The 22611-nt window shown below is 60.6% G+C and carries 19 protein-coding genes; 15 read left to right on the top strand and 4 right to left on the bottom strand.

The window, feature by feature from the left end; all coding sequences use genetic code 11:
* Positions 1 to 2: 2 nt before the first annotated feature.
* The 13 genes from GSVR_RS01635 (at position 3) to GSVR_RS01695 (ending at position 17157) form a co-directional block, all read left to right on the top strand.
* A complete protein-coding gene (locus GSVR_RS01635; protein ID WP_173201905.1) occupies positions 3 to 692 on the top strand; it encodes a M15 family metallopeptidase in 690 nt (229 codons plus the stop codon).
* A gap of 95 nt (positions 693 to 787) precedes the next feature.
* Complete coding sequence (locus tag GSVR_RS01640) at positions 788 to 1102, top strand: hypothetical protein (RefSeq protein WP_173201904.1); 315 nt, start codon at positions 788 to 790, stop codon at positions 1100 to 1102.
* A gap of 460 nt (positions 1103 to 1562) precedes the next feature.
* Positions 1563 to 2480 carry a DUF6502 family protein gene (locus GSVR_RS01645; protein ID WP_203978763.1) on the top strand — a complete coding sequence of 306 codons (918 nt, stop codon included), beginning with the start codon at positions 1563 to 1565 and terminating at the stop codon, positions 2478 to 2480.
* Positions 2477 to 4474 (top strand): beta-propeller domain-containing protein, encoded by a 1998-nt coding sequence (locus tag GSVR_RS01650; protein ID WP_173201903.1) that lies wholly within the window; start codon positions 2477 to 2479, stop codon positions 4472 to 4474. Before GSVR_RS01645 ends, GSVR_RS01650 begins: the two co-directional genes overlap by 4 nt.
* 124 nt (positions 4475 to 4598) lie before the next feature.
* Positions 4599 to 5519: a hypothetical protein gene (locus GSVR_RS01655; RefSeq protein WP_173201902.1), complete on the top strand. Its 921-nt coding sequence runs from the start codon at positions 4599 to 4601 to the stop codon at positions 5517 to 5519.
* 301 nt (positions 5520 to 5820) lie between these two features.
* Complete coding sequence (locus GSVR_RS01660) at positions 5821 to 6315, top strand: Spy/CpxP family protein refolding chaperone (RefSeq protein WP_173201901.1); 495 nt, start codon at positions 5821 to 5823, stop codon at positions 6313 to 6315.
* 9 nt (positions 6316 to 6324) lie between these two features.
* Positions 6325 to 6888, top strand: a complete 564-nt coding sequence (locus tag GSVR_RS01665; protein WP_173201900.1) for an RNA polymerase sigma factor — start codon at positions 6325 to 6327, stop codon at positions 6886 to 6888.
* Positions 6878 to 7183: a hypothetical protein gene (locus tag GSVR_RS01670; protein ID WP_173201899.1), complete on the top strand. Its 306-nt coding sequence runs from the start codon at positions 6878 to 6880 to the stop codon at positions 7181 to 7183. The genes GSVR_RS01665 and GSVR_RS01670 overlap by 11 nt, the downstream gene beginning before the upstream one ends.
* Before the next feature lies 1 nt (position 7184).
* Entirely contained in the window at positions 7185 to 7568 is a 384-nt protein-coding gene (locus tag GSVR_RS01675; protein ID WP_173201898.1) for a hypothetical protein, read from the top strand.
* A 165-nt stretch (positions 7569 to 7733) separates the two neighbouring features.
* Positions 7734 to 9008, top strand: coding sequence for an MdtA/MuxA family multidrug efflux RND transporter periplasmic adaptor subunit (locus GSVR_RS01680; RefSeq protein WP_239077429.1), 1275 nt, complete (start codon positions 7734 to 7736; stop codon positions 9006 to 9008).
* 250 nt (positions 9009 to 9258) lie between these two features.
* The gene (locus GSVR_RS01685) at positions 9259 to 12366 is read left to right on the top strand and encodes an MdtB/MuxB family multidrug efflux RND transporter permease subunit (protein WP_173201897.1); all 3108 of its coding nucleotides are present in this window, start codon (positions 9259 to 9261) and stop codon (positions 12364 to 12366) included.
* Entirely contained in the window at positions 12363 to 15467 is a 3105-nt protein-coding gene (locus GSVR_RS01690; protein ID WP_173201896.1) for a multidrug efflux RND transporter permease subunit, read from the top strand. Before GSVR_RS01685 ends, GSVR_RS01690 begins: the two co-directional genes overlap by 4 nt.
* Positions 15468 to 15666: 199 nt before the next feature.
* Positions 15667 to 17157: an efflux transporter outer membrane subunit gene (locus tag GSVR_RS01695; RefSeq protein ID WP_173201895.1), complete on the top strand. Its 1491-nt coding sequence runs from the start codon at positions 15667 to 15669 to the stop codon at positions 17155 to 17157.
* Between the two features lie 25 nt (positions 17158 to 17182).
* Here GSVR_RS01695 and GSVR_RS01700 read toward each other — a convergent pair whose 3' ends face one another.
* From GSVR_RS01700 to GSVR_RS01715, 4 genes are all read right to left on the bottom strand, one after another.
* The gene (locus GSVR_RS01700; RefSeq protein WP_173201894.1) at positions 17183 to 18025 is read right to left on the bottom strand and encodes a hypothetical protein; all 843 of its coding nucleotides are present in this window, start codon (positions 18023 to 18025) and stop codon (positions 17183 to 17185) included.
* Between the two features lie 93 nt (positions 18026 to 18118).
* Entirely contained in the window at positions 18119 to 18343 is a 225-nt protein-coding gene (locus tag GSVR_RS01705) for a hypothetical protein (protein ID WP_173201893.1), read from the bottom strand.
* A gap of 231 nt (positions 18344 to 18574) precedes the next feature.
* On the bottom strand, positions 18575 to 19588 hold the full coding sequence (murB, locus tag GSVR_RS01710; protein WP_173201892.1) for a UDP-N-acetylmuramate dehydrogenase: 1014 nt from the start codon (positions 19586 to 19588) through the stop codon (positions 18575 to 18577).
* 144 nt (positions 19589 to 19732) lie between these two features.
* Entirely contained in the window at positions 19733 to 20329 is a 597-nt protein-coding gene (locus tag GSVR_RS01715; RefSeq protein WP_173201891.1) for a hypothetical protein, read from the bottom strand.
* 184 nt (positions 20330 to 20513) lie between these two features.
* On the opposite strand from GSVR_RS01715, the gene pdhA reads away from it, so the two are divergent.
* Positions 20514 to 21569, top strand: coding sequence for a pyruvate dehydrogenase (acetyl-transferring) E1 component subunit alpha (gene pdhA, locus GSVR_RS01720; protein ID WP_173201890.1), 1056 nt, complete (start codon positions 20514 to 20516; stop codon positions 21567 to 21569).
* 1 nt (position 21570) lies between these two features.
* Positions 21571 to 22533 carry an alpha-ketoacid dehydrogenase subunit beta gene (locus GSVR_RS01725; protein ID WP_173201889.1) on the top strand — a complete coding sequence of 321 codons (963 nt, stop codon included), beginning with the start codon at positions 21571 to 21573 and terminating at the stop codon, positions 22531 to 22533.
* Positions 22534 to 22611 lie beyond the last annotated feature (78 nt).

The following is a 22611-nucleotide window of genomic DNA, read 5'->3' on the forward strand; positions in this document are numbered from 1 at the left end:
GTATGACACGAACGATCATGGTGACAGTGGGAGACACGCTTTCCGGGATCGCTGCCGCAAACTACGGCAGTGCGGCGTATGCTTTCAGGCTTGCCAAGTATAATGGCATGTCCGATCCGAACCTGCTGCAGGTCGGTGAAACGCTGCACATCCCGTCCCGCACCGAACTGGTTGGTCCGAAACTCCCGGTATCGTCACCGGTCGGCATCACCATTCCCAATGGTCTGGACGGGATTATCGCCACCTTCGGTGACCTCACGGCCTACATCCGTGACGACGGGTATCTCGACCCGGCCTGGGAGGCCGAGCGCATGGCCACCGCCAGGCTCCCCTTTACCATACCGTTATCCTGGGACCGCTCCAGAAAAGTACATGGCATCTATTGCCATAAATTCCTCACGCCGATCGTCTCCGAGCTCTTCGCAGCAATAGACAAGCGTGGATTCGGAAGCCAGATCAAAACGTTCGGCGGCTGCTTCAACTATCGGCCAAAGCGGCAGAGCAGCAAGCTTTCGACCCATTGCTGGGGCATTGCCATCGATCTCAATCCTGAAACCAATCGCCCGGGGACCCCTGGAGACATGCATCCTGAACTGGTGGCCATGTTCCGAGAGTTCGGCTTCAAATGGGGTGGTGACTGGACCGGCAAAAACAGGGATCCGATGCATTTCCAGTACTGCACAGGGTATTAGACCGCAGCGTTGCAGGCCAGCGACCGAAAAATTCCAGCACATGTTCGAATATGCCGCCGTGCAGGGCAAAGTCCCGTGATCGATGAGGGGGTGCCATGGGTTTCGACTTCAGCAGTGTCATGAAAGCTATGATCTTCGCAGCCGAGGGCGCATTTGCCCAGGAATGGCCCCAGGTGAAAGATGTTGTGGGTCGGGTGTTGGCCGACCAGAAGGAGGACTTGGAACTGATCGCCAGCGCCTATGCGAATGGCTTGATCACGGCGGGGGAATTCAAGGAACACCTGGAAGGTGAACGGGATGTTTTTGAAGCCGGAGTTTCGATGTGCAGGGCCAACAGCGAGGGCACTGTGCGGAGAGGGGCCGATGCTGCGCTGGGGGTGTTTGCGGCGGCGGTAAAGGCGGGCGTTTGACTCGCCGTGATGCAAAATTTCAAGCTGGCAGGCGAGTACTGCAAACAGGCTGAAAGAATTTGAAGAAGCGAAAATCTCTTTCGCGAAGTACGAAATCAAACAGGACGGCACCGCCAAAGAGCGCTACAAGGGGCTGGAGCGGCGGTCTACCGTTGATCACCGCCACCGGCACACGATGTCCGGTTTTCTCACCACAACTGCTGAAAAACATCCCGGTCAGGATTAGGGCGGGCAGCCGCCTGAAAGAGCTTTCTTCATTGCTTCGCCCGGAGCACAGAGCTCCCGCATTATGCAGGATCTTTCCTCTACGTTATGCCATAGCTCCCTTCAGAAAACTCTCTCCTGAAAAGTTCAAGCTCATCCGAATTGCTAAAAATCACACTTCCTACAAAAAAAGATTGCCCAAGCGCTATAAATGTGCAAAATGCACATCCATAGTTCATCTTAATTTGGAACGGATATGAAACCACCATCCACAATCCTGACTGCACAGACAGCTCTCGCTGACATCACCCGGCCGGATCAGGCTCTGGCTAGTGTGCTGAGCCGCCTGATGGCCCCTCTGGCGCGCCTTTGTCTGGCGAAGGGCGTGCCGTTCGCGGCGGTCGAAGATATTCTGAAACAGGCCTTCGTCCAAGAGGCGGCGGCACTCCAACCTGGAGCCGCCAGCCACGGCACGGTCAGCCGTATCAGCACCGCCACAGGCATCAGCCGCCGAGAAGTGACTCGTCTGACACGGTCCGACTCGCCCGTGCGGCCGACCAAGCCACCGCTGGCAACCGAGGTATTCGCCCGCTGGACCACGGACCCCGTATTCCGCGACCATGACGGCGCGCCCCGCGTGCTCAAACGGCAGGGTCCTGCGCCGAGTTTCGATTCGCTTGCCCAGTCGATCACCCGCGACCTCCACCCGCGCAGCATGCTCGACGAGCTTGTCAGGCTGGGCCTTGCGCAGCATGACGAAGATAACGATTGTGTGGCCTTGGTACGGGATGATTTTATTCCCAAAGGGGATTCCCGGCAGATGTTCGGATTGCTGGGCGACAATGTGGGAGACCACTTGGATGCAGCGGTCGACAACGTTTTAGGTGACCGTCGGCACCTTGAGCAGGCCGTCTTTGCTGACGAACTCTCCGCCGAGTCGGTGGAAAAGTTGCGTCAGCTGGTCACAGCCCACTGGCAGGCGTTTCGCGACGCCATGGTGCCAACCATAACGGAATTAATCGAGGCGGACCACGTTGCAGGCCGCATGCAGGACCAACGTGTGCGCATCGGGCTTTACACCTTCACGGAATCCATGCCGGATAGCGATGCCCCAGCCACTGAATCATCGGCGAACCCAAGCCGGAAATCCACCTCAAAGGAACATACGAAATGAACACATCCATTACACCTTGGGATGGGGCTGTCCGGCGGGCGTTTGCCGCATTTCTCGTTGTTGCCGCTCTCATCGCGGGATGCAGTTCCTCTGGCGTCGGCACAGGGGGCACTGGAAGCTACTCGCCTAAACTGGTAAAGCCAACGAATAATGCAGACCTTGAGCGGCGCCTCAAATCGGAGCTGGTTCGCCGTTACGAGCGTCGGTCATCAGGAATCCGCTACTATGCCACGCAGGGGTTCATCAATGAGGTGATAACGACCCCCGGGATACCAATTTTGACATCGACAGCAAGCGTCGGGACTGCGCCAGACCATTCAGAGACAAACGTCCAGGAACAGGGAGTGGATGAAGGAGACTTGGTCAAAACGGACGGTTCGTATATCTATCTGGCAAGGGGGAGTCACTTTATCGTCCTGAGAGCCCTGCCGGCAGCGCAGGCGGCGATAGTCAGCGATATCGACATTAAAGAGAACATCAGTGAGCTATATCTGAATGGCAACCACGTCACTGTAATCAGCACCGCGAATAATAATCCGTCACTTGTGGTGCCTGTGGTCGGGAACATGACCCTGCCAGGAAGCCCGATAACCCGCCTCTACCGGTATGATGTCACTGATGCCACCATGCCGACCATTACCGCCCGATACGATTTTCCCGGTGCCCTGCAAGGCAGCAGGCGAATCAATTCCACCATCCATGTCGTCACCAATTACACAATCGACATCCTTAATCCGGTTTCTTTCACGAGCTATTTACCACAAGGCGTTTACGACCGCGACGCAGTCTACACCGCCAGCGCCCTTGCCCAGGCCGAAAACGTGAAGCGAATCAATGCAACCCCCCTTGGCGCTCTGATCCCCTCGTATAGCCGGACTCTTTACAGTGGAGGAGTAGCTGGCTCATCTCAAAAACTGCCGGGTGTCGACTACACGAATGTTTCTATTCCGGAATCGGGCAACGGTGCCGATCTCTCCCTTGTTTTTACCATTGACGAATCTTCTTCATCCGCGGCAGTCGAAAGTTCGGGTGTCCTCAGTTCATGGTGCACGCTGTACATGTCACCGGACAGCCTCTACCTGGCATCGGGTAATGGATGGCTCTGGATTAATCCTATCGCCTCTGCCGAACAGCCGCCGGGCAACCCGGAGCCAATGATTGCGCTCCACAAGTTCGCACTGCCCGGGACAGCAGGAAAACCGCTCTATCGGGGAAGCGGCAGCGTCAACGGATGGCTCAACAACCAGTTCAGCATGGGGGAATACAACGGCTATCTGCGGATAGGCACCACTCGCGGCGGCTGGGTTGGAGAGGGGATCAGCAATCAGTTGGCTATCCTGGGAGAGCGGGATGGATCGCTCGTAGAAACGGGCAGGATCAGTGGTCTCGCACCCGGAGAAAGAATCTACTCCATGCGCTTTGACCGTTCACGCGGTTATATGGTGACCTTCCGCAGAACCGACCCCCTCTTCACCCTGGATTTGAGCGACCCCACCAAGCCGAAGGTTGCCGGAGAAATCGTAGTCAACGGCTTTGCGACGTACATCCACCCGATCGGTGCGGACAACAACCGCCTTCTCACCATCGGCCAATCTGCAGACGCTGCCGGACAGGTTACTGGCAATAAACTCCAGCTTTTTGATGTGACGGACCTGGCTACACCCACGCTCATCGGTGATTATGAATTGGGCCAGGGCTGGTCCAGTGCGGCCTATGACTACCACGCTTTTCTCTATTACAATACCTTCGGGGTTCTCGCAATCCCGTATTTCCAATCAATTCCCACCCTTACATCCGGGCTTAGGGTATTCACGGTGGACAACAGCGGCATTGCACAACGCGGCGTCATTCAGGCGAAAACGATCAACGGTTTTCCTGACACAGTAATCAGGTCGGTTATTATCGGCAACGACATCTATTCCATTGCGAACCGCTCAGTAACGGCCGCCGACGTGAATACGCTGGCAGTCGAAACGGTCGTTGACCTGCCGTAAGGTTTCCGCCTCGTTGAAGGATAGCTGTTTCGCTTGACTTTGCGGCCAAAGATATTTATTTAAGATTTCCCATTATTTTGTCATAAGTGATGCAGGTATTTATATTCGTTTCAGGAGGCTTTTCATGAGCAAGATCATCGGCGCGCTGCTGACAGCAAGTCTTTCATTTCTGGTTCTGCTGGCCGGCTGCGGCGGTAGTGGCGGAGAAATCACGGCATACAAAGGCATAACGACCCAGGCAACCGTGACCACCTCGAATGCCAAGGCCCTGTCAGCGGACGCCTTCAGCGGCAGTCAGATGGCTTCCGCTGCCACCGGGCTTGCCAAGGAAACCGGCGACAGCAGCGAACGGACGCTGCTGGTGCAGGAAACCGCAGTCATATTGCACAAAAGCGTGGCCGCCCTATTCGAGGCACCCAAGGCATCGGGCAAGGCCGTTGCTGCAATGGTCCAGAATACCGTCAACGGTTACTCCGGAACCTACAGCTATTCCGTCAGCGTAGAACAATCTACGGGCGCCTGCAGCGGGACGGTCAGCTACTCCCACTTCCGCGCCAACAGCAGCTCGACAACCACCCTTTCCGGCAGCATGAGCTTTATGGGCCAGTACAATCAGTCGACGGAATCATTCAGCAGCCTTACCATCAGCATGAATAACCTGAGCAGCACCGCCGGCAGCAGGTCGGCCGGCATGTCCGGCACCATGAGCTACAGTTTCAGCGGTACGACCGAGATAGTAACTGCCACGCTTGTGCTCGCCGACAACATCTCGGGACTTACCTATTGGCTCAGGGACTTTACCCTGACCATGAACGGCGTCTCGCTTACCGTGACCGGCACCTATTATGATCCGAATTACGGCTTCGTGGTCATCAGCACCGTTACCCCCCTGCAGGCATCCGTAATCGATGCCACGCCGGCATCCGGGCAGTTGCGCTTTACCGGCAGCAACGGTACCAAGGCCCGCCTGACCTTTCTCGGCAACGGCAGCTCTTCTGTAGAGGCCGACACGACCGGCAGCGGCACCTATGTTCCGGTGCCATAAGCATCATGTGAGGGGGCGTGGTATGGCACGGCAGCAAGCCGCCCGGACTACGCCCCCGTCCCCGATCCTTCAGCAAGCCTCCCGTTTCATCCTTTGCTTCCCTCTCCTTGGGTACTACAATTACAGAAAGAAAATCAGCTGCTTTCCACTGTGCCTGGGACACCGGAGACAACCCGCTTTTGAATGACAGGGAGCAGTGACCAAACCGACTAAAATTAATCCCGTAATATTTGTATGTAACCTTTGGCATGGAGATGTCGTCTCCCTTGGTACGATGTTCAATAATCCAAGGAGGAACACCATGAGATCAGTCATCAAGAACCTGGCCGCCTGTGCCGCAATCGTCGCGGCGATCGGTCTGTCGCCGGCTCTGTCACACGCCTATATGGGCAACGACGGTCCGGTTCCCGCTCCCCACCATCTGAAAAAAATGGCCAGGGACCTGGGTCTGTCCCAACAACAGCAACAGCAGATCAAGGATATTTTCAGCAAGGAAAGACCACAGATGGGACCGCTTGCAAAACAGCTCAGGACCGAACGCGGTACCATGCGCTCGCTGATCCATGGTGAGACCTTCGATGAAGCCGCCATTCGTGCCCAGTCCGCCAAGGTCGCCGCAATTCAGGCCGATCTGGCGGTGGAACGTGCCCGCATTGCCCAGGAGATTCGCAAGGTGCTTACACCGGACCAGGTGCAGAAATTCAAGGAGCTTCAGGCCAAACAGGTTCCGAAGCATGACCGGAAACAGTGGGGTCGTGGAAATTGCGCCGATGCGCCACAAGGTCAGGGGAAATAACTACCGTTCATGGATTCAAGCCTGCTGGAACATTCCGATGAACGCCTCATCAAAGCCGTGCTGGCCGGCGATGATGAGGCGTTCGCCCAACTCGTGACCCGGTATAAACGACGGGTGTTCGGGTTGGCAGCGCGTTTTGCCCGTGATCACGACGAACTGGAGGACATCAGCCAGGAGGTTTTCATCAAGGCCTTCGAGAACTTGGGAAAGTTCCGCCACACTGCTCCGTTCGAACACTGGCTGACACGGATTACAGTCCGCGTCTGCTATGATGCTCTGCGCAGCCGGCGCCATGAGAAGCACCACCGTGCCCTGGACGATCTGGCCTATGAGATCAGGGACCGTGCGGCAGAGGCGCGCAGCGAGTCACGGGAGCTGCGGGAACTGCTGGCATGGGCCATGGCACGGCTCAAACCGGACGAACGCTTGGTGATTACGCTGATGGAACTTGAGGAAAAAACGGTCAGGGAAACTGCCGATCTGACCGGCTGGAGCGAGGCAAATGTCAAGGTTCGCGCCCACCGGGCGCGGCAGGCCCTGAAAAAGATACTGGAGGCAAGCGATGCGCGATAATGCTGATGACACACTGGATCGTCTCTTTGCTGCGGCACGCAGCGAGCGCCCCGATACGTCAGCCCGGGAGGCGCACTTCGAAACCAGACTGATGGCCCGCCTTGCCGAGCGCCGGACACAGAGGCGACCATGGCAGATGCTGGTCTGGCGGACAATGCCCGCCTTTGCGGTCACGGCCGCCATCAGCATCGCCTGCAGCCTGGCCTTTAATCCGGTCCGTACCGAAGACCCGTTTGCAGCCATTACGGTAGCCCAGGAAGAGGGTATCTACCGGGTCGTCCTGGCGGAGGAATGACATGAAAAATATTAAGGCGATACTCGGAATACTGCTGGTTTTTCTGCTCGGGGCTGCCAGCGGCTCCTTTCTGACGTATTCGGTGGAATGCGGGCGGCGCCAATCGCTCGACAGAAAGAGCCCCCAGGCCAAAGAGGACGAGATCGTGCGGCGTCTCACGAAGAAGCTCGATCTGGACAGCCAGCAGCAGGAACAGGTGCGTGCCATTGTCCATGAGGACTATGCCGCCATCAGGCAGATCCGCCGGCTGTCCCAGCCCCAGGTCCAAGCCCGGCTTGAACAGGGACAGGGTCGCATCAACGCTATCCTGAGGCCTGACCAGCGCGAAAAATTCCAGAAAATCATCGCCGAACGAAAGGCGCAGCGCCCACCTGACGGGCCGTGATTTCCTCGGCGGGGATTTTCCCGTTTCGAAACATGCTATAATTCAATTTTCATGAGCGCAGCCCGAATTCCTTTTTGCGGAGGCAGGAGTGTTTCCCTATTTACACCGTAGCCATTTTTCCCCCTTCACCCGGTCACCAGCCGTAGTATGCGGGGTGGTGCCGTCATGATGCCGACTGAAGAGCAGAACCCGCCCGAAAAGCAATTGCCCGCCGTTGAGCGGCGCCGCCCGAAAAAAGGTACCTGGATCGTCATCGCGGCCATCGTGGCACTCGGCATTGGCGGTTACATCTACTACAGCCGCCAGCCGGCAGCAAAGCCGGGTGCAGCCGGCAGTGCGCCGGGCGGGGCCAAAGGGGCACCGCAGATCACGCCGGTGGTGGCGGTCGCTGCCCGCACCAGTGACGTGGGAGTCTATATCAACGGTCTCGGTTCGGTCACCCCCAACAACAGCGTTACCGTCAGGACCCGTGTGGATGGACAGTTGATGGAGGTCCGCTTCCGGGAGGGGCAAAATGTCAGCAAGGGAGAGCTGCTGGCCCTGATAGATCCCCGACCTTTCCAAGTGCAGTTGACCCAGGCCGAGGGGCAGATGGCCCGCGACCGGGAGCAATTGAACAATGCCCGTCTCGATTTGCAGCGCTACAAACTGCTCTGGCAGCAGGATTCGATACCCAAGCAGCAGTACGATACCCAGGAGGCCCTGGTGCGCCAGTTGGAAGGGGCGGTCAAGTCCGATCAGGGACTGATCGATAATGCGCGGTTGCAGCTGGTTTACAGCCGCATCACGGCGCCGGTCGGCGGACGGGTCGGCCTGCGTCTGGTGGATGCCGGCAACATCGTGCATGCTGCCGATGCCAATGGCTTGGTGGTCATCAACCAGCTCCAGCCAAGCACCGTGGTCTTTCCGATCCCCGAAGACAATCTGCCCAAAGTCCAGGCCAAGCTTAAAACCGGTACCCGCCTGGCAGTGGATGCCTACGACCGCGAGCAGAAGCAGCGGCTGGCCAGCGGGACGCTCCTGACGCTGGACAACCAGATCGATCCCACCACCGGTACGGTCAAGCTCAAGGCGCTCTTTCCCAACCTCAACAACGAACTCTTTCCCAATCAGTTCGTCAATGCGCGATTGCTGGTAGAGACCCTCAAGGATGCGATTGTGGTCCCGGCTGCCGCCATCCAGCGCGGCTCCCAAGGCACCTTCGTTTATCTGCTGAAGCCCGATCGGACCGTCACCATCCGTCCGGTCACGGTGGGGGTTGTCCATGGCGAAGATATCGTCGTTACCGGCGGCTTGCAGCCGGGAGAGCGGGTGGTGGTGGAAGGGGCCGAACGCCTGCGGGAGGGGAGCAAGGTGGAGGTTAGGGAGCCGGGCCAGCGCGGGCGGACGCAACCATCGGGGCAGAACCAGACTGACGGCCAGCACCGGCCAAAACCCTGACGCCACGAGCTGTCCCCACGGGGGACACAGAGGACACGGAGGGAAGGCACGATCGAAAACTGAGAATGAGCTCAGACCTGAATCCGTGATGCTCTGTGCCTCCAGTGACCGGATGAATCCCCGCAGGGAGATGTAAGGCCGAAAGCTGTTCCCACTGTTTGTGCCGCTTCGCTTCTCCTCCGTGTCCTCTGTGTCCTCCGTGGTACATACACCGTTTTCTGTATTCCGAATGTAATCTTCAGGACACTTCATGAACATCTCCCGCATTTTCATCCTGCGCCCGGTGGCCACCACCCTGCTGATGATCGCCATCCTGCTGGCCGGGGCCGTGGCTTACAAGCAGCTGCCGGTGTCGGCCCTGCCCCAGGTGGACTATCCCACCATCCAGGTGCGCACCTTCTACCCCGGTGCCAGCCCGGATGTTGTGGCTACCTCGATCACTGCCCCCCTGGAGCGGCAGTTCGGCCAGATGCCGGGGCTGACCCAGATGACTTCCACCAGTTCCAACGGCTGTTCGGTGATCACGCTGCAGTTCAGCCTGGAACTCAGCCTGGATGTTGCCGAGCAGCAGGTGCAGGCTGCCATCAATGCGGGATTTACCTTCCTGCCCCGCGACTTGCCCACCCCTCCGGTGTACAGCAAGGTCAATCCGGCCGATACGCCGATCATGACCCTGGCCCTGACCTCGGAATCCATGCCGCTGCCCAAGGTGGAGGACCTGGCCGATACCCGCCTGGCCCAGAAGATCTCCCAGCTGCCGGGTGTCGGCCTGGTCAGCATCAGCGGCGGACAACGCCCTGCGGTCCGTATCCACGCCAATCCGACCGCCCTGGCCTCCTACGGCCTGGCCATGGAGGATCTGCGCAGCGCCATTGCCGCCGCCAACGTCAACCAAGCCAAGGGGGGCTTTGACGGCCCGCGCCAGGCCTACATCATCGGCGCCAACGACCAGCTTTACTCCAGCAAGGATTTCCGGCCGCTGGTGATCGCTTACAAAAACGGGGCAGCCATACACCTGTCCGATGTGGCCGAGGTACTGGACGATGCCGAGAACCAGTACCAGGCCGCCTGGATGAACGCCTCCCCGGCGGTGGTGCTCAACATCCAGCGACAGCCGGGCGCCAACGTGATCGAGGTGGTGGATCGCATCAAGCAGTTGATGCCGCAGTTGCAGGCGTCGTTGCCGGCTGCGGTCAAGGTCACGGTGCTGACCGACCGTACCACCACCATCCGCGCCTCGGTTACCGACGTGCAGCATGAACTGCTGCTTGCAATCGGCCTGGTGGTGCTGGTGATCTTCCTGTTCCTGCGCAATGTCCCTGCCACGACCATCCCGAGCGTGGCAGTGCCCCTGTCGCTGGTAGGCACCTTCGGCGTCATGTACCTGCTCGGTTTCAGCCTGAACAACCTGACCCTGATGGCCCTGACCATTTCCACCGGTTTTGTGGTGGATGACGCCATCGTCATGATCGAGAACATTGCCCGCTACGTGGAGGAGGGGGAAAATCCGCTCCAGGCGGCCCTCAAAGGGGCCCAGCAGATTGGCTTCACCATCCTGTCGCTGACCGTTTCGCTGATCGCTGTCCTGATCCCGCTGCTGTTCATGGGGGACGTGGTCGGCCGTCTATTCCGCGAATTCGCCGTCACGCTGGGGGTCACGATTCTGATTTCGGCAGTGGTTTCCCTGACCCTGACCCCGATGATGTGCGCCCGGCTGCTCAAGCATGTGCCTGAAGAGCGCCAGGGCTGGTTTTACCATGCCTCGGGCCGCTTCTTCGACCGGATCATCGCGGCCTACGGCCGCACCCTGCAGTGGGTGCTGAAACACCAGACCGCCACGTTGGTGGTGGCGGGCGCCACCCTGGTGCTGACCGTCGTATTGTACGTGATCGTGCCCAAAGGCTTCTTCCCCACCCAGGACACCGGCGCCATCCAGGGCATTTCCGAGGCCCCCCAGTCGATCTCCTTTCCGGCCATGGCCGAGCGGCAGCAGGAACTGGCACGGGTGATCCTGAAAGACCCGGCCGTGGAGAGCCTTTCCTCCTTCATCGGCGTGGACGGGGTCAATACGACGCTCAATAGCGGCCGGATCCTGATCAATCTGAAACCTCTGGCGCAGCGCGATGCCTCTGCCAGCCAGATCATCCTGCGGCTGCAGCCGGAACTGGCCAAAGTGGGGGGGATAAGCCTGTTCATGCAGCCGGTGCAGGACCTGACCGTGGATGCACGTGTCGCCCGGACCCAGTACCAATACACCCTGGAAGATCCCAACACCGAGGAACTGAAGCTTCTGGCCCCCAAGGTGGTGGAGGCGATGAAGGCCAGGCCGGAACTGCGGGATGTCAGCAGCGATCAGCAGGATCAGGGTTTGCGGCTCGCTCTCGATATCGACCGGGCCACGGCAGCCCGCTTCGGCATCTCTCCCCAGAACATCGACGATGCCCTCTACAATGCCTTTGGCCAGCGCCAGATATCGACCATTTTTACCGAATTGAACCAATACCGGGTGGTGTTGTCCGTCCAGCCCCCCTTCCGGGACGGGCCTGACGGGCTGCGGTCGGTGTATCTGCGCAGCTCCACCGGCAGCACCATCCCGCTGGGAACCATCGTGCGGGCCAGCGAATCCACCGGGCCGCTGGTGATCAACCGCCAAGGGCAGTTCCCGGCCGTGACCACCTCATTCAACCTGGCACCCGGCGTCTCACTGGGAGGGGCTGTGGCGGCCATCGAGGAGGCCGCTCACAGCCTCGGACTGCCCCCCAGCATCCGGGGCAGTTTCCAGGGCACGGCCCAGGCCTTCAAGGCCTCGCTCTCCAATCAGCCGCTGCTGATTCTGGCGGCCCTGATCACGGTCTATATCGTGCTGGGGGTGCTGTACGAGAGCTACATCCACCCGGTCACTATCCTCTCCACCCTGCCGTCGGCCGGGGTCGGTGCGGTACTCTCGCTGATGATCTGCGGCACCGACCTGAGTGTGATCGCCATCATCGGCATCATCCTGCTGATCGGCATCGTCAAGAAGAACGGCATCATGATGGTGGACTTTGCGCTGGATGCCGAGCGCAACGAAGGCAAAAGCCCGGAGGAGGCCATCTACCAGGCCTGCCTGCTCCGTTTCCGGCCGATCATGATGACCACCATGGCCGCCCTGCTGGGTGCCCTGCCCATGGCCCTGGGACAGGGTGTCGGTTCCGAGCTGCGGCGGCCCTTGGGGATCTCGATCGTGGGGGGACTGATCATCAGCCAGATCCTGACCCTCTACACCACGCCGGTAATCTACCTGGCCTTCGACCGCGTCACCCGGCGCAGGAAGAAGAGGCCACTTGAAGCTGCGGAAGCCAGTACCCCTATCCCATGAACATCTCCGCACCCTTCATAAAGCGCCCGGTGGCCACGACCCTGCTGACCCTGGGGGTTGTGCTGGCCGGCTTGATCGCCTTCCGGCTGCTGCCGGTGTCGCCGTTGCCGCAGGTCGATTTCCCGACCATCTCGGTCTCGGCCTCGCTGCCCGGCGCCGATCCGGCCACCATGTCCACCTCGGTGGCGGCGCCCCTGGAGCGTCAGTTCGGGCGCATCGCCGGGGTGACCGAGATGACCTCCACCAGCACTCGCGGCTCCACCAGCATCACCATGCAGTTCGACCTCTCCCGCGATATCAACGGCGCGGCGCGGGATGTCCAGGCCGCCATCAACGCGGCCCGCGGCGATCTGCCCTCCAATCTGCCCAGCAATCCGACCTACCGCAAGGTCAACCCGGCGGACGCCCCGATCCTGATCCTGGCGCTGACCTCCGATACCATGAGCAAGCCCCGCATGTACGATGCCGCCTCGTCGATCCTGCAGCAGAAGCTGTCCCAGGTGAAGGGGGTCGGCCAGGTCTTCGTGGGGGGCAGCTCACTGCCGGCGGTGCGGGTGGAACTGAACCCGCTGGCGCTCAGCAAGTACGGCGTCAGCCTGGAAAGCGTGCGCAGCGTGCTGTCCAACACCAATGTCAACCGTCCCAAGGGAGAGCTCACTCGGGGTGATTCCAACTGGGAGCTGCGTACCAACGACCAGTTGCGCAAGGCCGAGGACTACCTGCCGCTGGTAATTTCCTATAAAAACGGCGCTGCTTTGCAGCTCAAGGATGTGGCCACGGTGCAGGATTCGGTGGAGGACCTGCGCTCCACCGGTCTGGTCAACGGCAAGCCGGCCGTGATGGTGATCATCTTCCGCCAGCCGGGGGCCAACATCATCGAGACGGTGGACAATGTGCGCAGCCTGCTGCCGCAACTGGAGGGGGCCCTGCCGGGGGCCATCAAGCTATCGGTGGTGCTGGACCGCACCCCCTCCATCAGGGGATCGCTGCATGATGTGGAAGTATCCCTGATCCTATCGGGTCTGCTGGTGGTCCTGGTGGTATTCTGGTTTCTGCGCAATGCGCGCGCTACGCTGATACCGGCCGTGGCCGTGACGGTTTCGATCATCGGCACTTTTGCGGTGATGTACCTGTGCGGCTATTCTTTGGATAACCTGTCGCTGATGGCGCTGACCATTGCCACCGGTTTTGTGGTGGACGATGCCATTGTCGTGCTGGAGAACATCACCCGCTACCGCGAGATGGGACAGTCCCCCTTTCGGGCGGCCCTGTCCGGCTCGAAGGAGATCGCCTTCACGGTACTGTCCATGAGCGTTTCTCTGGTGGCGGTATTCATTCCGATCCTGCTGATGGGGGGCATCGTGGGCCGCCTGTTCAGGGAATTCGCCGTCGTGCTTTCGGCCGCCATCATGGTTTCGTTGCTGGTTTCCCTGACCGTGACACCCATGATGTGTGCCACCATCCTCAAGCCGGAAGGTCCACGCAGGCACGGTCCGTTTTACCGGGCCAGCGAGGCGATGTTCGACTGGCTGCACCGGGGCTACGAGGTCAGTCTGGCCTGGGCTCTGGCCCATGCGCGCCTGATGCTGATCGTGCTGCTGGTGACGCTGGGCTTCAACCTGTACCTGTTCCGCGTGGTGCCCAAGGGCTTCTTTCCCGAGCAGGATACCGGCCGGATCTCCGGCAATATCCAGGCGGCCCAGGATACCTCCTTTCAGGCCATGGAGCAGAAACTTGCGCGGATTGTGGCCATCATCAAGGAAGACCCTGATGTGGAGTACGTGACCGGTTTCACCGGTGGCGGCGGCGGTGGCGGTTCCACCACCAATACCGGACGGATGTTCATCTCATTGAAGTCGTTCGATCAACGCACCGCCAGCGCCAACGACGTGATCCGCCGGCTGCGGCGGAAACTGATGGGTGTGCCGGGCGCCCCGACCTTTCTTCAGCCGGTGCAGGACCTGCGGGTGGGGGGCAGGAGCAGCAACGCGTTGTATCAGTACACCCTGCAGGGTAACGATCTGAACGAACTCAACAGCTGGTCGCAGCGGCTGCTCCAGAAATTGCGCACCATCCCCCAACTGGCCGACCTGAACAGCGATCTGCAGGACAGGGGCAGGCAGGCGGATCTGGTGATCGACCGCCAAACTGCCAGCCGGCTGGGGATCACCACCCAGGCGATCGACAACGCCCTCTACGATGCTTTCGGCCAGCGCCAGGTTTCAGTCTCCTACACGCTGCTGAACCAGTATCATGTGGTGATGGAGGTCGATCAGGCCTTCTGGCAGAACCCCGAGACATTGCGGGATATCTATGTCGCTTCCACCAGCGGCACATTGGTGCCGCTCTCCACGTTCACCCGTTTCGAGCCGACCGCCACCCCCCTGGCGGTCAACCACCAGGGGCAGTTCCCGGCGGTGACGCTCTCCTTCAATCTGGCATCCGGCGTGGCTCTGGGGGAAGCGGTCAGGTTCATCGAGGGGGCCGCCCGCGAGCTGGGGATGCCCGGTACCATCCGGGGCAGTTTCCAGGGCACGGCCCAGGCTTTCCAGGCCTCGCTCAGGAATCAGCCGCTGCTGATCGTGGCGGCGCTGATCACGGTCTACATCGTGCTGGGGGTGTTGTATGAAAGCTACATCCACCCGATCACGATCCTTTCCACCCTTCCTTCGGCAGGGGTCGGCGCAGTGGCGGCCCTGATGCTGTTCAGGGCCGATCTGAGCCTGATCGCCATCATTGGCGTGATCCTGCTGATCGGCATCGTCAAGAAGAACGGCATCATGATGGTCGACTTCGCCATCGTGGCGGAACGCAACGAGGGAAAACCCCCCGAGGAGGCGATTTACCAGGCCTGTCTGCTCCGTTTCCGGCCGATCATGATGACCACCATGGCGGCGCTGTTGGGCGCGGTGCCGTTGGCGCTGGGAATCGGGGTGGGGGGGGAACTGCGCCGGCCGCTCGGTATTTCCATTGTGGGCGGCTTGATCTTCAGCCAGATGATGACGCTCTATACCACACCGGTAGTGTATCTCTACATGGACCGTTTCAGGCTGTGGCTGGAGCGCAAGCGGGGAAAAAGGCCGAAAACAATTGCCGAATGAAGTTTAAAATCATTTGCCAAGAACACAGGGGAAAAGCAGAAACAAATTTACAGGGATGAAATGATAAACAGGATGCAAACCTGCAAGGTTCAACTGAGCAGTTTGATTTTCTATTCATCCCCGTGACCTGCTTTTGACGTTCTCTGTGCTCTCTGTGTCCTCTGTGGCAGAGGTTTTGTTTTGGTTTGGGAGAAAAGCTATGAATTATCTGAATGCTGGAAAATCATGTGGCCTGCTGGCTTTCGGCCTGATGCTGCTGGGGGGCTGCGCGGTGGGGCCGGACTATGTCAGGCCCACCGTGGATGAGCCGCCCGCCTACAAGGAACTGCAGGGGTGGAAGGTGGCCGAACCGGGCGGTGTGTTGAACGAGAAGTGGTGGGAGTTGTTCAACGATCCGGTCCTGAACGGGCTGGAGGAACAGGTGGCCGGCGCCAACCTCGATATTGCCGTGGCTGAGGCCCAGTTCAGGCAGGCCCGCGCCCTGGTGCAGTCGGCCCGGTCGGGTCTCTTCCCGACCCTCAGCGTCGGTGCATCCGTTAACTACGGCCAGCGCCAGGGGACTGTCGGCGGCATACAACCCTCCCCCACCACCGAATACCTCCTGCCGGCGGACCTCTCCTGGGAGGCGGATATCTGGGGGCGCATCCGGCGCGGCGTGGAGGCGAGCCGTGCCAATGCCCAGGCCAGTGGAGCCGACCTGGCCGCGATCAGACTGAGCGCGCAGGCCGAACTGGCGCTGGATTATTGGCAGGTGCGAACGCTGGATGCCCAGAAGCAGTTCCTGGAGGAGACCGTCTCCAATTATCAAAAGACGCTTGAGTTGACACGCAACCGTTATGCCGCCGGTATCGTGGCCAAGTTGGACGTGCTCCAGGCAGAGACCCAACTCAAGAGCACCCAGGCCCAGCTGATCGACCTGGGAGTGCAGCGGGCCCAGTTGGAGCATGCCATAGCGCTCCTGATCGGCAAACCTGCCGCACGATTTTCCCTGGCCTTTGCGCCGCTGGGCGGACTGCCGCCGCAGATTCCGATCGGCCTGCCCTCGGAACTGCTCGAACGGCGGCCCGATGTCGCCGGGGCCGAACGCCGCATGGCAGCGGCCAATGCACAGATCGGGGTGGTCAAGGCAGCCTGGTTTCCAACCGTCAAATTGAGCGCTACTGCCGGTTTGGAGGCCACCAGCCTGGCCAGATGGCTGGCGTGGCCCAGCCGGTTCTGGTCGGTGGGACCTGCCATTTCGCAGACCATTTACGACGGAGGGCTGAGGGGAGCTCAGAACGAGCAGGCCCGGGCCGCCTATGACGCTACCGTGGCCTCCTACCGCCAGACCGTGCTGACCGGTTTCAAGGAAGTGGAGGATAATCTGTCGGCGGCAAGGATTCTGGAGGAAGAGCACCGTACTCAGGATGAGGCGGTGGATGCGGCCAGTAAGACGGTAGCGGTAACCCTGAATCAATATAAGGCGGGGGTGGTGGCTTATCTGAACGTGATCAGCGCGCAGACGGCCGAGTTGACCAATCGTACGACGGCGATCCAGATCCAGGGACGGCGTATGGCAGCTGCCGTGTCGCTGATCAAGGCTCTGGGAGGGGGATGGACGGCAGACTCGCTGGAGGAAGGAAAAGCGGAGGAGAAAAAGGGTGGGACGGCCGCAGCCGAGCATGATGCAACGCCCGCCGGCACCCGTTGACGGCTTATCAGCAGCCGGCGGGATGCTATCGCTTGCCGGAGCCTTTGCTTTCCCCGTGGCCGACGAATCCCAGGGTGCCTCCCACGGCTACGTAGGCTTCCATGATCCGTTCCAGCCCCTTTTTCTCGGCCTCGCCGATGTCACGGCGGTATGCAATCGACTGGGACACGTAGCCGAGCAGGCTGGCCTTGCGGGCCTTGATCAGCGCGAGAATGGCATTATAGGTGTGGCTGTCGAGCGGCGCGTCATACCACTGGGCCCATGTGTCCCGGATTTTTTCGGAATGCAGCTCTGCAGCCGGAATATCGAACGTTTTGCCGTCGGCAAGGATTCTGAAGGCAGTGATCGCCAGCCGCTTGTCCGGTGCCACCTGAATGCAGAACCGGGGCCAGAAGGCACCTGCCTGCTCACTGAAATAGGCGAAGACCCACGCCGTTGACCGGTCGCGGGGTGTGGTTTCATCGTAGTATCGCAGGGGACCCTGCGCCACGGCGGCCTCTTTTCTCAGGCCGGGACGCTGCTTTTTCCGTTCCGCAACCAGTTGTTCGCGCAGTTCCCGGTATTCCGGGGAATCCTTAGGGATCCGGCCGAGTTCGAGGTAGGCGGTGGAGTAATTGCCTTGACTGATCGCTTCCCGGACGGAGGCGGCAACCTGTGGCGACATCTTCGGCGGCGGCGCTGCCGGTTCCTCGCTCTTGGTCACGATGATCCGTTTTTCCGGCGCAGGGTTCTGTTCCTCGGTCTGCATGCGTTTTCCCAGCACCAGATCGAGAACAAAGATTACCGCAGGGATTATCAGCATGATAAGCAGAATGCGGAGGGCGTACCGGGTTTCATCCTGCAGGTTGAGGTTTCTGAATATCTTCATGGCTGTCCCCGCGACAGGTCGGCTGCACTGCTCTGGTATTCTCATCGGTCAGGTTCTGCAGAAATCAAGTGCAGGATGTCGCGAAGCGGGTCGCTAGCGCTTTGCCACCAGACCGTCCATCAGGGTTAACTCCCATTGATCCAGTTCCAGGTCGTGCCGCAGGATGTAGATCGTGCCATCTTCCGTGATCACCTTAAAGTAGGCGTGGTCCTCGCCAAACCAGCGGTCAACCACCGTACGTACCCGTATGATCCGCTCGCCCAGCATGAAGTCTGCCGGCGTCTGTTCGGCCGTGCTTGTGATCCGTATTTGGGCCATGCCGCCTTCTCCGATCCGCTTCCTTACCGATAATTCCTGAATCCGTGATGAATGGAAGCCGGAATGAGCGTCGTGCCGGGGCTCCATCGTCGCCGGCTCCGTTTCATGCCGTCAATGCCGCCCCACCTACGAGGAAATGCTTCTCATGCCGGAAACGTAAGAGCAGAGGCACGGGTAGCGAGTGCAGGCTGGAAGGCGTCACGGATTCAGGAATTGGATTCAGGAATCATGTTATATGATCTGGGCCTCCCGCTCCAGGACCAGTCCGAATGTGTCTCTGACGCTGGCGATGATCCGTTCCGACAGGTCATAGATCTGTTCGCCGTCGGCGGCTCCGTAATTGACCAGGATCAGGGCGTGCTGGGGATAGACCGCCGCATCGCCGCTGCGCCAGCCCTTCCAGCCGCACTGCTCGATCAGCCAGGCCGAGGGTATCTTGATCTGCCCCGTGTGCTCCCTGAAGAAGGGCAGAGCCGGGTAGCTGGTGCGCAGGCGTTCGAAATCGTCTGGGGTCACAATGCAGTTTTTGAAAAAGCTGCCGCAGTTTCCGAGCTCCCGAGGATCCGGCAGCTTGACGGCCCTGATCTCGGAAATGGCGCGCTCCAGCAGCCGGGGCGACAGCGGCTGATCTCCATACTCTTCCAGTTTTTTGCGGATGTCGCCGTATTCGATATGATACTCCGGCTGCCTGGCCAGTCTGATCACGATGCCGGTTACAAAAAAGAGTCCTTTCAGCTCGTGCTTGAAAATACTGTCGCGATAACCGAAACGGCACTCGCTGTTGCTGAAGGTCCGCACCTGGCCGGAGCGGATATCGACCGCCTCCACCGATTCCAGAAGATCCTTGATTTCCACGCCGTAGGCACCGATGTTCTGGACCGGGGCTGCCCCCACCGAGCCGGGTATCCGTGTCAGATTCTCCAGCCCCCCCAGGTCATGCTCCAGGCTGAAATCGACCAGGTCCTGCCATTCCTCTCCGCCCCGACTCTCGATCCAGACATGCGCATCGTCGCTGCGCACGATCCTGATCCCGCGGATCTCGTTCTTCAGCACCAGCCCTGAGAAATCCGATCTGAACACGACGTTGCTGCCCCCGCCCAGCACTAGTATCCGTTCGGCCTCCGGGGCCGCGGCCAGGGCTTGGCCGATCTGGTCGACGTGCCGGATACGGGCGAAATAGCGGGCCGTCGCATCGACGTTGAGGGTGTTGTACGGCCTGAGTGAATGGTTCCTGAGCAGTTCCATGGATGTGAAATACCTCGGTAGAAAGTGGCGGAAACAGTGTACTGCAAAAAGAGCTTACCAGGGATGTACAGGGCGAACAGGATCAAAAATTTTGGATACCTCTGCCCGGCGAACTCCCTGATCCTCTGCCGCTGAAGCGGGATGCTAGCGCTTGCGTCCCGCCCGGTGCAGGTCGATAATCACCCCCGGCAGCAGCGGAGTGCCGCTGAACAGGTCCACCGGCGGTGTCGGTGTGACCGAGGCGGTCCCGAAGGCATATTCGAGCACGGCGTGGCGGCCGTTGTCCTCCAGCCAGACCAGCCGGGTGGTTTCAGTGCCGGTGATCTCCCCCGCCAGATAGTTCTTGACCGCCCGGTCCCGGCATTCCAGCGGATCGTTGACGGTTGTGATGGAATCCAGGCAACGTTCCAGTCGGGCGGCACGGGCTGCGATGTCGCTGCTGGCGGCATTCAGCTCCTTTTTCGAGGAAAGTTCGGCCAGTCCCATGGCACCGGAAAAGGCGGTTCTGGTCCAGCCTCCATCGATCGGCTCGATGGACCAGGCAGTAATGAACAGCCCCTCGGGTCGCTGCTCGACGCTGACTCGCGGGCAGCCCGCCGGCGTTTTGCCGGTCCATTTTCCGCTCTTGCCGATCTCCCGGAAAAGGCGGGTGGTGCAGTCAGCCAGATTCCTGATTTCGCCGGCAGCGGCCGGCCGGCACGCCATCAGGCACAGCAGCAGTATCAGTATGCGGTGCGGCATGATTCCCCCCCTTGTCGACCTGTCCAGGATTTTCTCTGCCAAAGTATAGCACTACCGGCAGGAGTGGTGCGAGGCCAATTATCACCGGATTCCGGATGGTGACGCCACTTCGTTGACAACGGCATTAGGGACGTTTAAACTCTCCACGCGGGTTATATCAATAGAGCGGAAGCGAGCTGAAACCATGCCGGAGACGATTCTGGAAACATTCAGTATCAAGCGCCTGGAGATCCTCGACGAGAACGGCCAGGCCGACCAGGCTCTCATGCCCCCCCTGTCGGATGCCGAGCTGCGGCGCGGCTACGAGGCGATGGTGCTGGCGCGTATCTTCGACGAGCGGGCGGTCGCGCTGCAGCGCGAAGGACGATTGGGCACCTATCCCTCGATTTTCGGGCAGGAGGCGGCCCAGGTCGGCAGCGCGCTGGCCCTGACGCCCGATGACCGGGTCTTCCCCTCCTTCCGCGAAATGGGGGTTCACCTGACCCTCGGCTATCCGCTCGCATCGTTGTTCCAGTACTGGGGCGGAGACGAACGCGGCCAGCTCGTGCCGGAACACCTCAATTTCTTCCCCTTCTGCGTTTCGGTCGGCACCCATATCCCCCACGCGGTGGGCGCCGCCATGGCGGCCCGCTACCGGCGGGAGCCGGCGGTGTCGGTGGCCTATTTCGGCGACGGCGCCACCTCCAAGGGGGATTTTCACGAAGGCTTCAACCTGGCCGGTGTGCTGAAGCTGCCGGTGGTTTTCATCTGCCAGAACAATCAGTGGGCCATCTCGATCCCGCTCAAGGGACAGACCGCCTCCGCCACTCTGGCGCAGAAGGCGGTTGCCTATGGTTTCGACGGCATCCAGGTGGACGGCAACGACCTGTTCGCGGTTTACCGCGCCACGTGGGAGGCGCTCGACAAGGCCCGCAGCGGCGGCGGCCCTACCTTCATCGAATGCCTGACCTACCGCATGTCCGACCATACCACGGCCGACGACGCCTCCCGCTACCGCCCGCCGGAGGAGGTGACCGCCTGGCGCGGCCGCGATCCGCTGGCGCGGCTGGAACGCTACCTGGCGGCGCGCGGGTTATGGGATCAGGCATATGCCGACCGGACCCGGGCACTCATCATCGGGCTGATCGACGAGGCGGTGCGCATCATGGAGGCGGCCCCCCCACCGAAGGCCGGCGAACTGTTCGATCATGTCTGTGCCACGCTAAGTCCGCGTCAGGCTAGACAGAGAAAGGGGGCCTGAGATGGCGCAGCTCAACATGGTGCAGGCCATCAACCAGGCCCTGGCCCAGGAGATGGCCCACGACGAGCGGGTGGTGCTGCTGGGTGAGGATGTGGGGCGGGACGGCGGCGTTTTCCGGGTGACCGAGGGGCTGCTGGAGCGCTTCGGCGTCGAGCGGGTGATCGATACGCCACTGTCCGAATCGGCCATTGCCGGCGCGGCCATCGGCATGGCGGCCTACGGCCTGCGCCCGGTGGCCGAGATCCAGTTCATGGGCTTCATCTATCCCGCCCTGGACCAGCTCTTTGCCCATGCCGCCCGGCTGCGTGCGCGTTCGCGCGGCCGCTACAGCTGCCCGCTGGTGGTGCGGACCCCCTACGGAGGCGGGATCAAGGCTCCCGAACTCCACGAGGAAAGCACCGAATCGCTCTTCTGCCACATGCCCGGCATCCGGGTGGTGGTCCCCTCGGGACCGTACACCGCCAAGGGGCTGCTGCTGGCGGCCCTGCGCGATCCCGACCCGGTGCTGTTCCTGGAACCGACTCGGCTCTACCGCCTGATCAAGGAGGAGGTGCCGGAGGGAGATTATACCGTCGAGATCGGCCGGGCGCGGCTGGTGCAGCAGGGCAGCGCTGTGACGGTGATCGCCTGGGGCAGCATGCTGGAGCGGGTGCGCAAGGCGGTGGAAGGCTACGATGTCGATCTGATCGACCTGCTGACCCTGAATCCGTTCGACAGCGAAACCGTGCTGGCCTCGGTCGCCAGGACCGGGCGGGTGGTGATCGTGCACGAGGCGGTCAAGACCTGCGGTCTGGGAGCGGAGATCGCAGCCACCATTGCCGAGGAGGCCATCCTGCACCTGCGGGGTCCGGTGCTGCGGGTGGCCGCCCCGGACGTGCCGGTGCCGCTGGCCAAGCTGGTGGACCGGTACCTGCCGGGTGTGGAACAGATCCGGGTAGCCCTGGACGAGGTGCTGAAATACTGAAAAACTTTTTTTGCCACAGAGTGAGCTATCTTCACATTTGAGGACACACCTTATATCCTAACGGACCAGGAGGGTGTG

The sequence above is a fragment of the Geobacter sp. SVR genome (assembly GCF_016865365.1).
GTDB lineage: Bacteria > Desulfobacterota > Desulfuromonadia > Geobacterales > Pseudopelobacteraceae > Pelotalea.